12 protein-coding genes and 1 pseudogene are annotated in these 15,596 nt (G+C 44.2%); 12 read left to right on the top strand and 1 reads right to left on the bottom strand.

The features are described 5' to 3' along the window. Window positions 1-36 precede the first annotated feature (36 nt). Window positions 37-2,334, top strand: coding sequence for a type I pullulanase (pulA, locus tag H7T92_RS03975; protein WP_201037141.1), 2,298 nt, complete (start codon window positions 37-39; stop codon window positions 2,332-2,334). Between the two features lie 54 nt (window positions 2,335-2,388). Here the strand turns inward: pulA and H7T92_RS03970 are convergent, their stop codons facing one another. Continuing rightward, on the bottom strand, window positions 2,389-4,548 hold the full coding sequence (locus H7T92_RS03970; protein WP_024055522.1) for an LTA synthase family protein: 2,160 nt from the start codon (window positions 4,546-4,548) through the stop codon (window positions 2,389-2,391). Window positions 4,549-4,778: 230 nt separating this feature from the next. On the opposite strand from H7T92_RS03970, the gene H7T92_RS03965 reads away from it, so the two are divergent. The 11 genes and pseudogenes from H7T92_RS03965 (at window position 4,779) to H7T92_RS03915 (ending at window position 15,541) form a co-directional block, all read left to right on the top strand. Next, complete coding sequence (locus tag H7T92_RS03965) at window positions 4,779-5,942, top strand: class I SAM-dependent rRNA methyltransferase (protein WP_201037140.1); 1,164 nt, start codon at window positions 4,779-4,781, stop codon at window positions 5,940-5,942. Further along, window positions 5,939-6,616: a type I 3-dehydroquinate dehydratase gene (aroD, locus tag H7T92_RS03960; RefSeq protein WP_201037139.1), complete on the top strand. Its 678-nt coding sequence runs from the start codon at window positions 5,939-5,941 to the stop codon at window positions 6,614-6,616. The genes H7T92_RS03965 and aroD overlap by 4 nt, the downstream gene beginning before the upstream one ends. Continuing rightward, the gene (aroE, locus tag H7T92_RS03955) at window positions 6,606-7,478 is read left to right on the top strand and encodes a shikimate dehydrogenase (RefSeq protein ID WP_201037138.1); all 873 of its coding nucleotides are present in this window, start codon (window positions 6,606-6,608) and stop codon (window positions 7,476-7,478) included. Before aroD ends, aroE begins: the two co-directional genes overlap by 11 nt. A gap of 162 nt (window positions 7,479-7,640) precedes the next feature. Then, the gene (gene aroB / locus H7T92_RS03950; protein WP_201037137.1) at window positions 7,641-8,714 is read left to right on the top strand and encodes a 3-dehydroquinate synthase; all 1,074 of its coding nucleotides are present in this window, start codon (window positions 7,641-7,643) and stop codon (window positions 8,712-8,714) included. A gap of 6 nt (window positions 8,715-8,720) precedes the next feature. Beyond that, the gene (aroC, locus tag H7T92_RS03945) at window positions 8,721-9,887 is read left to right on the top strand and encodes a chorismate synthase (protein WP_201037136.1); all 1,167 of its coding nucleotides are present in this window, start codon (window positions 8,721-8,723) and stop codon (window positions 9,885-9,887) included. A gap of 16 nt (window positions 9,888-9,903) precedes the next feature. Beyond that, on the top strand, window positions 9,904-11,010 hold the full coding sequence (locus H7T92_RS03940; RefSeq protein WP_201037135.1) for a prephenate dehydrogenase: 1,107 nt from the start codon (window positions 9,904-9,906) through the stop codon (window positions 11,008-11,010). Window positions 11,011-11,110: 100 nt separating this feature from the next. Then, window positions 11,111-11,449, top strand: coding sequence for a YlbF/YmcA family competence regulator (locus H7T92_RS03935; protein ID WP_003014453.1), 339 nt, complete (start codon window positions 11,111-11,113; stop codon window positions 11,447-11,449). A gap of 172 nt (window positions 11,450-11,621) precedes the next feature. Then, window positions 11,622-12,905 carry a 3-phosphoshikimate 1-carboxyvinyltransferase gene (gene aroA / locus H7T92_RS03930; RefSeq protein WP_201037134.1) on the top strand — a complete coding sequence of 428 codons (1,284 nt, stop codon included), beginning with the start codon at window positions 11,622-11,624 and terminating at the stop codon, window positions 12,903-12,905. Then, window positions 12,898-13,383, top strand: coding sequence for a shikimate kinase (locus H7T92_RS03925; protein WP_070673935.1), 486 nt, complete (start codon window positions 12,898-12,900; stop codon window positions 13,381-13,383). The genes aroA and H7T92_RS03925 overlap by 8 nt, the downstream gene beginning before the upstream one ends. Further along, a pseudogene (pheA, locus tag H7T92_RS03920) lies at window positions 13,374-14,228 on the top strand (prephenate dehydratase). The gene H7T92_RS03925 and the pseudogene pheA overlap by 10 nt, the downstream one beginning before the upstream one ends. Continuing rightward, on the top strand, window positions 14,225-15,541 hold the full coding sequence (locus tag H7T92_RS03915; protein ID WP_201037133.1) for an LCP family protein: 1,317 nt from the start codon (window positions 14,225-14,227) through the stop codon (window positions 15,539-15,541). Before pheA ends, H7T92_RS03915 begins: the two are co-directional and overlap by 4 nt. Window positions 15,542-15,596: the final 55 nt, after the last annotated feature.

The following is a 15,596-nucleotide window of genomic DNA, read 5'->3' as shown; positions in this document are numbered from 1 at the left end:
GTTCCTTCGGTATCAAATTGGAAATAGGAAAATGTTATGCGACAATACCATGTAAAGCTTCATTTTCATAAGCAAAAAGGAAATTATTTTGCCTATGATATGTGGCAATGGCAGGATCAAGTAGAAGGAAAATCAGTCTCTTTCTCCAAGTTGGATTATTTTGGAGTAGAGGGAAATCTGGTATACGAGAGTGAGGATGCCTTGAGCCGGGGTCATGTCTTGGTTAAAGAAGGAGATTGGCTCACCAAAACCCGTGATTTTGAAATCGAACTCTTACCAGAAGGGCATGTTCGAGAAGTGTGGATTCTTGATGGAGACGATACAGTCTATTATTCTTTGCAAGCTGCTTTGACGAGTCATGCATACAGCCATCGTCAGCCTCATGCCTACGATATGGCGATGCACCCTAGAGAGTTTGATGCTAAATGGGCGTATCAAGGATGGCTCGGTCATCGGGAGGAAGAAGGGGAGCATTGCTTTAAACTATGGGCACCTACTGCCAAGAAAGTTGAATTGTTGCTCTATCAATCAACCGAGCTGGATGCGCCTATCTGGAAGAGCATGCCGATGACGCGTGGCAAACAAGAGTCTAGCTACCACCCAGAAAACACCCAAGGTGTTTGGATTTTAGATTTTCTAGGAAATTTAAGTGGCATGGCTTATCAATATCGTGTGAATTTTGAACACCATACTCAAGTGACGAGCGATCCTTATAGCATTGCAACGACAGCGGACGGGATGCGCACTGCCATTCTTTCAAGAGCAGATCGTCAGTTTGATTGGGGTCCTAAAAAAGGAGCCGATGCGACTCCTTGGCGCTTGGACAATCCTTGTCAAGCAGTGATTTATGAGATGCACCTTCGAGATTTGACCAAATCACCGACTTCAGGTGTGGACGAGTCTTTGCGTGGAACCTATCTGGGCGCTTGCCAAGAAGGAACCGTCAATAGCCATGGTGATGCAACTGCCTTTGATTATATCCGTCAGTTAGGAGTCAATGTCGTGCAACTGCAGCCCATTTCTGATCGCTTTAAACAGTACGACGAAGAAGGCCGTGTGACCTACAATTGGGGTTACGACGTTCAGAATCATTCTGCACCAGAAACCAGTTTTTCAACGGATCCATCCAATCCCAAACAAACCATGAAAGAGCTCAAAACCATGATCCGGGCTTATCATGAGGCAGGAATTTCTGTGGTCATGGATGTGGTCTACAATCATATCTACTCGACCGAGCATGGTCCTTTCCAAAATACAGTACCCGATTATTATTACCGGATGGAGCCAGATGGTCGCTTCCAAAATGGGACAGGTGTCGGTAATGAAACAGCTAGTGAGCATGAAATGTACCGCAAGTACATGATTGATTCCCTCACACACTGGGTCAAGGAGTACCAGATCGATGGCTTCCGCTTTGATTTGATGGGCATTCATGATGTAAGGACGATGAATGCTATTCGGGAGGCTATGGATGCTCTAGATCCTCGCATTCTTCTTTACGGAGAAGGCTGGGACATGGGGACAGGTCTCGCACCAGAAGACAAGGCTAAGAAAGACAATGCAGCGCAATTGCCTCGAATTGGTTTCTTTAATGATACGGAGCGCGATGCCATTAAAGGGGCTGAGGTTTATGGTTCCATCAAACGTGGCTTCGTCAGTCGAAAATCGACGGAGAATATCGTTGCACGTGCTGCTTTAGGTAGTGCGGAGCTTGGCAATTATTTAAGTCCCAATCAGGTCTTGAATTATGTGGAAGCTCACGATAATTATAATCTTTATGACTTGCTTCAGACCCTTCATCCGAATGAAGAAGTAGCAGGCTTGGTCAAGCGCTCAGAGTTTGCTACAGCCATGAATCTGCTCTTCCAGGGCATGACCTTTATGCAATTGGGTCAAGAGTTCATGAGGACTAAATTGGTAGCGACAGGTCCTGATGGTGAGATCACCCCTTTGGATCGTGAACGGGCCATGAATTCCTACAATGCTCCAGATTTTGTGAATCAGGTCAATTGGGATCTGGTCAGTCAAAACAAGGAATCAATTGCCTATATCCGAAGCTTGATCAATTTGAAGACAAGTCTTCCTGTCTTAGAGCTTGAAAGCTATGATAAAATCTATCAACAAGTCTTTATCCAATCTGCAACTGATACCAGCGGTCTTGTCATCTATGAACTAACAGGAGACAAGAAGTACTTGGTCATCTTCAACGTCAGCGGGCTTCCATATTACCTCCAAAATTCAAATAAATTGACATTGATGGTTGGGAATAGTCGTCATAAACGACCATTCTACGTGGAGAATTTAACAGCTTCTGTTTTTGAAGTCCTAGACTAAGTTCTTTTTAAAGAAATCACAAAATCCCTGAGTTTGAAAACTCAGGGATTCTCTTTATTTAGAAGAACTGCTACTGGTCTCTGTTGAGGAAGAACTATCGTCTTCTGGGTGCAATTCTTTATAAGTTGGTGCCTTGAAGAGATCAACGGTGGACTGGTTGCCACGTTGGTTATAAAGGCTGGTTGATTTGTCACCTTTTTCCTTTTCAATCTTCTTCAATGCTTTGAAGGAATTGGTGTAGGAATAATCTTCTGGATCGACTTTTCCAAGATCATTGCCCTTGAAGAAGCGAAGGAGATCACCGGTCTGGATGCTATCGCTAATCTTCAATTGCAGGTTAGCAGCTTCCCTGATCTTGTCCAGTTCTTCCTTGGTTTTTTCGTCTGGGTTCGTGATTTCCTCACCTGTTTTGGTGTAATAGGTCCGGCCACTATAGCTCGTATACTCTGGAGTAACAAAGTAGTTAGCGGAGCGGAAGGCGACGATTTGATCATGTTCTGGTGAGAGCATATCTTGACCAACTTGGAGGAATTTGTTGGATTCAATACCTAACAAATGTTCCAAGGTTGGGAGCATATCAATTTCGCCACCATAGGTATCAATGATGCCACCCTTATCCATACCTGGAATGACTACCATATAAGGTACGCGTTGCAACATGGCATTATCATAGCTTGACCACGTTTCAGAGTTCTTACCAAGTAGAGGAGCAAGAGCTGGGTTGCGGGAGTTTGAAATTCCGTAGTGGTCCCCATAGAGAACGATGATGGAATTTTTGTAAAGACCAGATTCTTTCAGGTAATCAAAGAAGGCCTTGATCGAAGAATCTAGGTAGTTAGCGGTCGCAAAGTAGCCATTGATGGTTTCGTCCTGTGTTTTAGCTAGTGGGAATCCAAGATCATCTCCCGACAAGCTGGTCGTATAAGGATAGTGGTTGGAAACCGTAATGAACTTAGTATAGAAAGGCTGTTGCAATCTTTCTAGGTATTTGATGGAATCCTTGAGCATGTATTTGTCATTAAGACCATACTGGAAGGAATTGCTGCTGTTTTGTTTGGTGAAGTAGCTGGCATCAAAGAAGTAATTGTAGCCCCATTGTTTATAGGCGGTATTTCGGTTCCAGAAACTTCCAGCATTCCCGTGGAAAACAGCGCTCGAGTTGTAACCATTTTTTGAAAGAATAAATGGTGCAGCCTGTTGGGTATTGGTTCCACCATAGTTCACCATAAAGGAACCTTGGTTGAGTCCGAAGAGGCCTGTTTCAATCATGGTCTCAGCATCGGACGTTTTCCCTGCCTTGACTTGGTTAAAGACGTTTGAAAAGGCAAAGGTTTCCTTCGAGTGGTAAAGTGAGTTTAAGAAAGGTGTCACTTCATATTCTTTATCGTCTACTTTCAACTTGTAATCGATCAAGAATTGTTGGAAACTTTCCAAGTGAATGTAGATGACGTTACGGCCTTTGGCCATTCCAAAGTACTCAGGATTAGGCTTGGCATAATGCTGTTGGATATATTCTTCCACCGGTTTTAAATCTGCTTCGGAGGCTTTGGAACGTTCTTTGTTGGCAGCATAGGTCTGATTAGCGCTATACCCCAGAAAGGCTGGTAAGCCTAGGGCACGAACGACATAGTAGTTTGAGAACCCACGAGTCAAGAGCTCAGGTCGGTCAATTTCTGCAAGGAAAAGGTTGGCCGAAAAGAGCATAGCCGATAAAGAGGTAACCGCAAAACTAGCTCGTTTATTGAAGGGACGATTGTCCATTCGAATCCATTTCTTAAAGAAGAAGAAAGCTAGAATAGGGAAATCTAGAATGTAGATCACATCCCAAGGTCGGAACAATTCTAAAGCAGCAGCTCCGAGACCGGCAGAAACCTTGCTGGAAGCCAACATGGTATTGACCGTTACGAAGTCTGTAAACTCTCGATAATAGATGGAGTTGGAAATCAACCAAATAAATAAGAGAAGGTAGATCCCAAAGGCCAAACTATAAAAGAGCTTGGTTCGTTTGATATAAAGTGCAAGACCAATGAAGAGCAGACTGATCGGCAATGGGTTGATCACTGCTAGAAAAATCTGATACGGTCCCTGAATGTCTAAATTAAAATCAACTGAATAGGCCCACATGGTTTTGAACCAGTAGAGCAACAGAAGGGTCAAGACAAATCCTAGTCTGGTACTCATGAAATTGAGTATCGAATTCGTAATTTTTTTCACAAAATGTTACTTCCTTGTCTTATTTCCTAAAAATTTTCATATACAAGTATACCACAATTTTATGGAGAAAGAAAAAAATGACTGTAAAGGAGAGGAAAGAAATAGGAAAGATCCGGCATTTTATATCATTTGAAGCTAAATGATGAAAGCTAGGATAAAACGGTAAAAAAAGTTCCAGTAAATAAAGCCTCTCTTTGTGAAAACTGCAGACTTTTGCTATAATAGAGGATATGAAAAAACTCACAGTCAGTCGCCAAGTCGCAACAAAAATCAAACAAGGACAATCCCTTCTTGAAAAGCAAGATTTTGAGTCACTTCCTGCTTTGAATCAAGAGGTTCAATTGCTTTCAGGAGATGGAAAATCCCTAGGAGTCGGATACTTATCTGAACAAAATAAAGGGATTGGATGGTTTGTTTCACAAGAGTTGGTCGCTTTTGATCAAGACTTTTTTAAAAAGCTTTTCATCAAAGCCAAGCAATACCGTCGTTCTTATTATGCGGATGAAACGACGACGGCCTTTCGTCTCTTTAACCAAGATGGAGATGGTTTTGGTGGCTTTACGGTTGACTTATATGGTGAGTTTGTTGTTTTTTCTTGGTACAATCCCTTCGTATTTCAGATTAAGGAAACCATTCTAGCAGCCTTTCAAGAAGCTTTTTCAGAAGTCCGAGGTGGCTATGAAAAGATTCGCTTTAAAGGCTTGGACTATGAATCGGCTCATGTCTATGGAGAAGAAGCTCCGCAAGAATTTTTGATTCTTGAAAATGGGGTCTCTTACCAAGTCTTTCTCAATGATGGCTTGATGACGGGGATCTTTTTGGACCAGCATGAAGTCCGAGGAAGTTTAGTGGAGGGGCTCGCTGCTGGTAAGTCCTTGCTCAATATGTTCTCTTATACAGCTGCTTTTTCTGTTGCAGCTGCCATGGGCGGAGCAGTAGAGACGACTTCGGTCGATCTGGCTAAGAGAAGTAGAGAATTATCAGAAGCGCATTTTGTGGCAAATGGCTTGGCGCTAGATGCTCATCGTTTTGTCGTGATGGATGTCTTTGATTATTACAAATATGCCAAACGCCATGAGCTAAGCTATGATGTGATCGTACTCGATCCGCCTAGCTTTGCGCGGAATAAAAAACGGACCTTTTCAGTCGCTAAAGATTACCATCGATTGGTCAGCGAGGCCCTCGAGATTTTAAATCCAGGTGGGATCTTGATTCTCAGTACCAATGCGGCAAATGTGACCAAAGAAAAATTTAAAAAACAAATCGAAAAGGGATTTCAAGGCCGTAAGCATCGCTATCTAGCGGAATACGGACTTCCGGGAGATTTTCGATGGAACAAGAAAGAAGAAAGTAGTAATTACTTAAAAGTATTTACGATTAGGGTGGATGTATGAAATTAGTTGTTTCGATTATGCCTCGCTCCTTAGAAGAGGCGCAACAACTAGATAGTTCGCGTTACGAGGATGCAGATGTTATTGAGTGGCGTGCGGACTTTTTAGAAAAAAGCGAGATCTTAACCGTCGCTCCTGCAGTTTTTGAGAAATTTGCTGGACGCGAGATTTTATTCACCTTGCGGACTCGAGCTGAAGGTGGAGAGATGGAGCTGACTAATGAAGAATATGTTGGGATCCTGAAAGATATTCAATCCATCTATCATCCGGATTATATCGATTTCGAGTATTATAGTCACCGTGAAGTCTTTGAAGATATGTTGGAATTTTCAAATCTTGTTCTCAGCTACCATAACTTCCAAGAAACTCCGGAAAATATGATGGAGATCTTATCGGAATTGACCAGCTTTTCTCCAAAATTAGTCAAAGTATCTGTCATGGCCCACAATGAACAAGATGTCCTTGATTTGATGAATTATACGCGTGGTTTTAAGACACTCAATCCTGAGCAAGAATATGTAACGATTTCTATGGGTAAGGTCGGGAAGATTTCACGCTTGACAGCTGATTTGACAGGCTCTTCCTGGTCTTATGCTAGAGTCGGAGAAGGAAGTGCGCCTGGTCAAATCCCTCTTGAAAATATGCGAAGAATTCGGGAATTATTAAATGAAGATTGATGGCTACACTCGGATGGCAGCAGTCATTGCCCATCCTATCCGCCATAGTATCTCCCCCTTTATCCATAATCTTGCTTATGAACTAACAGCGACCAATGCTGCTTATCTAGCTTGGGATATTGCTGAAGAAGACTTAGAAAGCACCATCAGCCAAATTCGTAAGTTGGATATGATTGGGGCCAATATCTCCATGCCCTACAAGCAGAAGGTCTTTCCTTACTTAGATGAAGTGGATGAGATGGCCCGAAAGATCGGTTCTGTCAATACTATCGTTCACCGCGATGGTAAGCTTAAAGGCTATAATACAGATGGGATAGGTTTCTTTCGTAGTTTACCTCCTGCTTTCTCTATTAAGGGAAAAACAATGGTTCTCTTAGGTGCAGGTGGTGCAGCTTTAGCGATTATTGCACAGGCGATTCATCTAGGTGTGAAACGTATCCTTGTCTTTGTGAGAGAGGAGAGATTGGTTCATTATCGTTCAATCGTTCAGTTGATTGAAGATGGCTTTGATTTTTTGATAGAATTGTATGCGATTGAGAAAAATGAAGACGTTCAAAGCTCCTTTCATCAAGCCGATCTCATCTTAAATGCGACTGGTGTAGGCATGGATAGTGAGTCCCTTCCGATAGCGAGTCACTTGACCTTTCCCCCACATGCCTTAATCGTAGAGATGGCCTACTATCCAGCAGTGACCCCCTTTCTGCAATTAGCAGTGAATCAAGGAAACCAGAGGGTAAATGGGCTAGGAATGCTCTTTTATCAAGCTGAGGCAGCCTTTGAATTGATGACTGGGAAAGTATTTCCTACAGAGTCTGTATGGGAAGCATTGACAACAGAATATCAACAATTTGTATGTGATTAAGAGAGTTTGTTATCTTATCACGATTGAATAAGCCTTATGAGATTAGAAAAAGAACTGATTTTTAAAAAACAGTCTTGCTCTAGTCTCTTTTTCATTTTGTTTGAGACATGTGCCCTATTTCATGATAAGATAGAATGAAAGAATAACACGAAGGAGATTCCTATGAACGTATCGGTACCTATTCCAGGACATTCCTATGAGATTGTAATTGAAAGAGGTGGTCTCAATCAGGTTGGAGACTGGTTGCGCACACTTTGGGGCGATAAAAAAGTCGCGATCATTTCAGATAACCGCGTGGCTAAGCTATATGCAGCTATGGTAGAGAAGAGCCTTGAGAAAGCAGGTTTTCAAGTGGTGCGCTTTGAGTTTCTTCAAGGAGAAGCCAGTAAGAATCTTACGACTGTTTCGAAAGTCTACGAATTTTTGGCTACCCAGGGCATGACACGTAGTGATGGGATCGTTGCTCTTGGGGGTGGCGTAGTCGGTGATTTGGCTGGCTTTGCGGCCTCGACTTATATGCGGGGAATTTCCTTTGTTCAGATTCCGACTAGCTTGACCGCCCAGGTGGACTCTTCTATCGGTGGAAAGACTGGAGTCAACACAGCGTTTGCCAAAAACATGGTGGGCACCTTTGCCCAACCGGACGGTGTGTTCATTGATCCTGAAGTGTTGAGTACTTTGGGACACCGTGAATTAATCGAAGGAATGGGGGAAGTCATCAAGTACGGCCTCATCCAAGATACGGAACTTTGGCAAGAATTGGAAGCTATGGATGGCTCTGTCCAAAGTATTTTAGAGCATGCAGAGAGCATTATTTCTCATTCTTGTCTGGTGAAGCGAAACCATGTGGTGGCTGATGAGCTGGACAATGGTATTCGACTGTATCTCAATTTTGGGCATACCATTGGTCATGCCATTGAAGCGACAGCGGGTTATGGACAGGTCATGCATGGGGAAGCCGTTAGTATGGGCATGGTGCAGCTGTCACGAGTTGCAGAAGAAAAGGGCTTGATGCCAAAGGGAGTCAGCCAACAAATCGAAGAAATGTGTCGGAAATTTGGACTTCCGGTGGCCTATGAGAACTGGGATAAAGAAGCCCTTTATCAAGCCTTGACCCATGACAAAAAAGCGCGTGGGACTAGCTTGAAATTAGTGATTGTTCCAGAGTTGGGGCAAGCTGCGATTCATCAAATCCCTCTTCAAGAAATGAAGGACTTTTTAGAAAGAAAGGAATAAGGTCGTATGAGATATTTAACAGCAGGAGAGTCCCATGGTCCTCGATTAACAGCCATCATCGAGGGGGTCCCGGCAGGACTTCCTTTATCTGAAGAGGATATTAATAAAGAGCTCAAACGTCGACAAGGTGGATATGGTCGTGGGGCTCGGATGAAAATCGAGAGTGACCGTGTTGAGATCACATCAGGGGTCCGTCATGGCTTGACCATGGGAGGTCCGATTACTCTGAACGTGACCAATCTGGATCACCAAAAATGGCTGGAGATCATGAATGTAGCACCGGTCGAAGAGAAAAAGAAAGATCTGCGCAAGATCACCAAGCCACGTCCTGGCCATGCTGACCTAGTTGGAGGAATCAAATACCGTTTTGACGATCTCCGTAATTCGCTCGAACGTTCTTCTGCCCGTGAGACGACCATGCGTGTAGCTGTTGGTGCAGTTGCTAAACGGATTTTAGAAGAGATTGGCGTGGAAGTGGCCAGCCACATTGTCAATTTTGGGGGAATCGAGATTGCAATTCCCGAGAATCTAACCGTTTCAGAAATCAAGGAAAAGGCAACTAAGTCGGAAGTTTCGATTGTTGTCCCAGAACAAGAAGAAGCCGTTAAGGCTTACATTGACCAGGTGAAAAAAGATGGTGATACCATCGGGGGAATTGTGGAGACCTTGGTTGGCGGTGTGCCTGTTGGACTAGGATCCTACGTGCAATGGGACAAGAAATTGGATGCCAAAATCGCTCAAGGAGTGATCTCTATCAATGCCTTTAAGGGAGTGGAGTTCGGTCTTGGTTTTGAAGCAGGTCGCCTAAAAGGTAGTCAAGTCATGGATGAAATCATCTGGTCTGAAGAAGCTGGCTATACCCGTCGTACTAATAATCTTGGTGGTTTTGAAGGGGGCATAACCAACGGTGAGCCGATTCTGGTTCGTGGCGTCATGAAGCCTATTCCAACGCTTTACAAACCCTTGATGAGTGTGGATATCGAAACCCATGAGCCTTATAAGGCAACAGTTGAGCGTAGTGATCCAACGGCTCTACCGGCTGCAGGTGTCGTGATGGAAGCAGTGGTCGCAACGGTCCTTGCTACAGAAGTGCTTGAAAAATTCTCATCCGATAACTTGGAAGAATTGAAAGAGGCCGTTGCTAAGCACCGGGACTTTACTAAGAATTTTTAAGAGAAAGAGTTTTTCTTTGGAGAAGAAAGTTGTTTATATTGCAGGGCTGGGCTTGATTGGTGCTTCCCTCGCGCTAGGGATTAAGAGAGCTCACCCAAACGTGACCATTCTTGGTTACAATCGTAGTGAATCCTCTCGAACCATCGCCCTTGAAAGAGGAATGGTGGATCAGGTGACGGATGATTTCGCAGCCTTTGCCCCTTTAGCAGATATCATTATTTTGGCGCTTCCGATTAAGCAAACTAAGTCTTACTTAGAAACCTTAGCCGTCCTGAATTTGAAGGACCAGGTACTAGTGACAGATGCAGGCTCTACCAAGGCAGCAATTGTGGCACAAGCTGAAAAGGTGTTTAAAGACAAGGCTGTGCATTTTGTGGGAGGGCATCCCATGGCTGGTAGTCATAAGACAGGTGCTGCAGCAGCGGATGCGACCTTATTTGAGAACGCTTATTACATTTTTACCCCTTCCAGCTTGACCACAGGAAGTACCATGGAAGAGTTGAAAGAGCTTTTGAGTGGATTGGGATCCCGCTTTATTGAAATCGATGCCGAGGAACACGATCGGGTAACCTCCCAGATCAGCCATTTTCCTCATGTTTTAGCATCGACCTTGGTCGAGCAGGCCGCAGCTTATGGAGAAGAGCATGAAATGACCCGACGTTTTGCGGCTGGTGGCTTTCGCGATATGACACGGATTGCAGAAAGTGAGCCAGGCATGTGGACCTCTATTCTCTTGTCCAATCCTCAAGCGATAATAGAGCGGATTGAAGATTTCAAAGAACGTTTGGATCAGGTGGCCGAGACCATTCAAGCAGATAACGAAGAGGCCATTTGGTCCTTTTTCCAAGAAGGGCGCAAGCACCGAAAAGAAATGCAAATCCATCAGCGTGCTGGACGCGATAGTGCCTATGATCTCTTTATCGATGTCCCCGATCAGGAAGGTGTGATCCTCGAAATCTTACAACTCCTACAAGGGATTTCCTTGGTTAATATTCACATCAATGAAGAGAATCGGGAAGATATCCACGGGATTTTGCAGCTGACCTTTAAAAATGCAGAGGATCAGGAGCGGGCTCAAAAATTGATCAGCCAGGCGACGTCTTATACCGTTCTTGCTCGCTAGGTCTACAGAAGGATTTGCATCAAAAGGCCTGCTTCATTTTAGGAATATTAAGGGAAAAGAAGTATAATAGAGGTATCTTATCAGTAAAGGAGCCTAGAAAATGGCAAATATTTATGATGTAGCAAACGAACTCTCTCGGACCCTGCGAGACCTTCCTGAATACAAGGCTGTCGTAGAGAGCAAGCAGGCGATCGAAGCAAATCCAGAAGCGAAAACACTGTTTGACGAATACGTCGCTTTCCAAAATCAATTGCAAGGCTTGATGCAATCCGGTCAACTTCCAACAGAAGCTGTGCAACAAGAAATGAAGGACTATATGGAAAAAATCCAAGCAAGTCCGATTGTGAATGAATTTTTCACCAAACAACAGCAATTGTCTATTTATCTTGCAGATCTTGAAAAGATCATCTTTGAGCCGATTCAAGATTTATACAAGTAGAAATTTCTACCAGAGTTGTCATTTCGACTCTGGTATTTTCGTTCGCCACTAGATCAAAAGAAGCTCAAAAAAAGCTTGGAAACATTCGTTTTTTGTTCCAAATTTTTGATCAAAAATTGAATTCATGTCCTATTTATGATAGAATATGTGGAAAAGCACTCTGGAGATGGCAATGAAATTAAGAACCAATAGCAAGGGTCTAAAGGGAACCATTCGTGTCCCTGGTGACAAATCCATCAGTCACCGATCCATTATTTTTGGAAGTCTTGCAAAGGGCGAAACCAAGGTCTATGATATCTTGCGAGGCGAAGATGTGCTCTCTACCATCCAGGTGTTTCGAGATTTGGGAGTTTCTATCCAAGATGATGGGGATGTGATTCGGATTCAAGGAGTAGGCTTTCAAGGTCTTCAAGCTCCGACGGCTCCCCTTGATATGGGCAATTCAGGAACGTCTATTCGTTTGATCTCCGGTGTTTTAGCAGGTCAGGATTTTGCAGTGACCATGGTCGGAGACGACAGCCTTTCCAAACGGCCCATGGATCGTGTCGCGATCCCACTGCGTCAGATGGGGGTAGAGATTGCTGGTCAGGGAGATCGCGATTGCCCACCTTTACATGAAAAAGGGACCCGTCAGCTCCAACCGATTCATTACCGTTTGCCAGTGGCATCGGCTCAAGTCAAGTCTGCTCTCATTTTTGCCGCTCTACAAGCTGAAGGTGAATCGACGATTATCGAGAAGGAAAAGACGCGTGACCATACGGAGGATATGATTCGCCAATTTGGTGGAGAGATCCAAGTGGATGGAAAAACCATCCACATCCAGGGTGGACAAGAGTTCAAAGGTCAAACAGTCATTGTTCCTGGAGATATTTCCAGTGCGGCCTTTTGGTTAGTGGCTGGACTCATCCTTCCAGATAGTGTGATTAAGATTGAAAATGTTGGCATCAACCAAACGCGGACAGGGATTCTCGATGTGATCCAGGAAATGGGGGGAGATCTCACCATTGAGGATCGTGATGAAAAAGCGATCTCTGCGAGTCTCACTGTCAAGACTTCGTCCTTAAAAGGGATTCGGATTGATGGGGAGTTGATTCCACGCTTGATTGATGAATTGCCGATTATTGCTTTACTAGCGACACAAGCAAATGGTCAGACCGTGATTGCGGATGCTGAGGAGCTTCGTGTGAAAGAAACGGACCGCATCCAGGTCGTGGCAGATAGCCTCAATGCTATGGGAGCCACTGTCGTGCCGACGGAAGACGGCATGATCATCACTGGACCGACTCCCCTACATGGAGCAGACATAGAGACCTTTGGAGATCACCGGATTGGGATGATGGCTGCCATTGCTGCCTTATTAGTGAGTGAAGGAAATGTGATGCTGGATCGGGCAGAGGCCATTAACACCAGTTACCCTAGTTTTTTTGAAGATTTGGAGACCTTACTGCATGGCTAAAATTTTACTTGGTTTTATGGGAACAGGTAAAACGACCGTTGGTCGCATTCTTGATCCAAAGTTCCATGATATGGATGAATTAATTGTTGAAGAGATCGGTATGTCGATCAATGACTATTTCGCAGTGGAAGGAGAAGCAGCCTTTCGTCGTCGCGAGGCTGAAATGCTGGAGCGTTTATTGGAAAATGAAGCGGCTATTATTTCTCCTGGAGGCGGGATTGTGGTCAATCCTCATAACCGTGCACTCTTGGAAAAAAATCCTCACAACATTTATCTGCGGGTAGATTTTGAAACCTTGTACAGCCGGATTCAAAATGACAAAGCCATGCAACGTCCCCTCTTTTTAAACAACACCAAAGAAGAATTTAAGAAGATTTTTGATGGACGTTTGCCTTTGTATGAGGATATTGCTACCCATATTGTGGATGTAGAGGACAAAACACCTGAAGAAATTGCGGAGATCATTCGATGCTTGTAGGCTATCTTGGTCCCAAGGGATCTTTTACCCATGATGTGGTTACTCATAGCTTTCCAACTTCTGAACGAATCGCCTATCGGACGATCACAGATGTCATCAAGGCTTATGAGAATCAAGAGATCGATTTTGCAGTCGTCCCAGTTGAAAACTCGATTGAAGGCAGTGTTCATGAGACCCTTGATTACCTCTTTCACCAAGGGACCATCCAGGCCGTTGCAGAAGTGGTCTATCCCATTAAACAACAGCTCTTGGTAGTTAAAAAAGATCGGCCTATTCGAACGGTCTATTCGCATCCACAGGCCTTGGCCCAAGGGAAGGCTTTTCTAAGAGCCCATTATCCGGATGTGGCCATGGAAATGACGGCTTCAACAGCCTAGGCAGCCCGCTATGTAGCAGAGCATCCAGACATGGAAATTGCAGCGATTGCCCCTCTGGCAGCGGCCAGTGAGTACGGCTTGGAAGTCCAGGCCAAAGACATCCAAGAAATCGAGGACAACTACACACGTTTTTGGATTTTAGGGACCAAAGAGCCCGCAATTTCAGAAACTTTAAGACCGGCCCTTCAAAAAGTTAGCTTGGCTTTAACTTTGCCAAGTAATCTGGCAGGAGCCCTCTATAAGGGTTTGTCCACCTTTGCTTGGCGGGGAATCAATTTAACCAAGATTGAAAGTCGCCCCCTAAAAACAGCTTTAGGAGAATACTTTTTCATTATTGATCTCCTAAATGAAGCGCCTGATCTTGTGCACTTTGCCTATCAAGAATTAGACAGTCTGGGCATTCAGACAAAAGTCTTGGGTCAGTATCAGGTCTATACTATAAAAGATAACGGAATGGAGAAAAGATGAGTAACGAATCCAACTTTCTATCTCACCATGAGCGAAAGCGATTAGAGTACTTATACTCAAATTTTCATTATTTGAATGAACGAGAACAACTAGAATACAATTATTTGCTCAAAAAAAGCCAAGGAGTTTATGAGGAAATAGAACCCCTTCAACAGCCTGAAGTAGCTGCTACTGAAGAAGTGCAAGGAGAGATTGCTGAACCGATTGGTGACCTTCCTGTTTACCAATCACGTAGCAGAAAAACAAAGAAAAAAGCAGTCGCTGCGACGAGCGATCTACCTAAGAAACCACGGAAAAAGATCCGCGTCAAGCGGATCCTCAAGTGGATAGCTCTCTTTTTCTTGCTCATTATCGGTGGCATGGTCTTTATGTTTGTGAAAGGCCTCAACAGTAAACCAGCTGGGAAAGATGCCAAGCCTGCTGTCGTCGAGAAATTTAACGGCAAGAAGTCGCGAGATGGGGTCAATATCCTGATCTTGGGGACAGATGGTCGGATCGGTGAGAAATCAGATGAGACTCGGACAGACTCCATCATGGTGGTCAACGTCAATAACAAAGAAGGCAAGATCAAGATGGTCAGCTTCATGCGGGATACACTGGTCCATATCGATGGAGTGAGCCAGCAAAATATTCCTGAATATGATGGCTACTATGACCAGAAGCTCAATACTGCCTTTACCATTGGGGAGCAAAATAACAACCAAGGGGCTGAATTGGTGCGTCAGATGCTCAAAGATAACTTTGATATTGACATCCAATATTACGCCATGGTCGATTTCAAGACCTTTGCGACAGCGATCGATACCCTCTTCCCAAATGGGGTCGAGATGAATGCGCAGTTTTCAACGGTTGATGGCGAAAAGGTCAGTGAAGTGGAAGTGCCAGACGATTTGAATATGAAAGACGGCGTCGTTCCGCAGCAAACCATCAAGGTTGGAAAACAACGGATGGATGGCCGGACCCTTCTCAATTACTCGCGTTTCCGTAAGGATGATGAAGGAGACTTTGGTCGGACCCGTCGCCAACAAGAGGTCATGTCCGCTATCATGCATCAGATCAAGGATCCAACCAAACTCTTTACGGGATCTGAAGCCCTTGGGAAAGTCTTTGCCATGACGTCTACCAATGTTCCTTTCTCCTTCCTATTGACCAATGGACTTGGACTAGTCGGAAGTGCTGGAAAAGGAATTGAACGAGTGACCATCCCAGAAAATGGGGATTGGGTCGATGCTTACGATATGTATGGTGGTCAAGGCTTGCTGGTCGATTTCGATGCTTATAAAAAGAAATTGTACCAAATGGGACTGAGATGATATAATAAGGGGATAGGAGTTTTGGACTCCACCCCTTTTAATTTGTAGAAAGATA

The organism is Streptococcus parasanguinis (genome assembly GCF_016648855.1).
Lineage (GTDB): Bacteria > Bacillota > Bacilli > Lactobacillales > Streptococcaceae > Streptococcus > Streptococcus parasanguinis_L.
The sequence above is the reverse complement of the archived record's forward strand: the minus strand, read 5'-3'. Positions and strand labels throughout refer to the sequence as shown.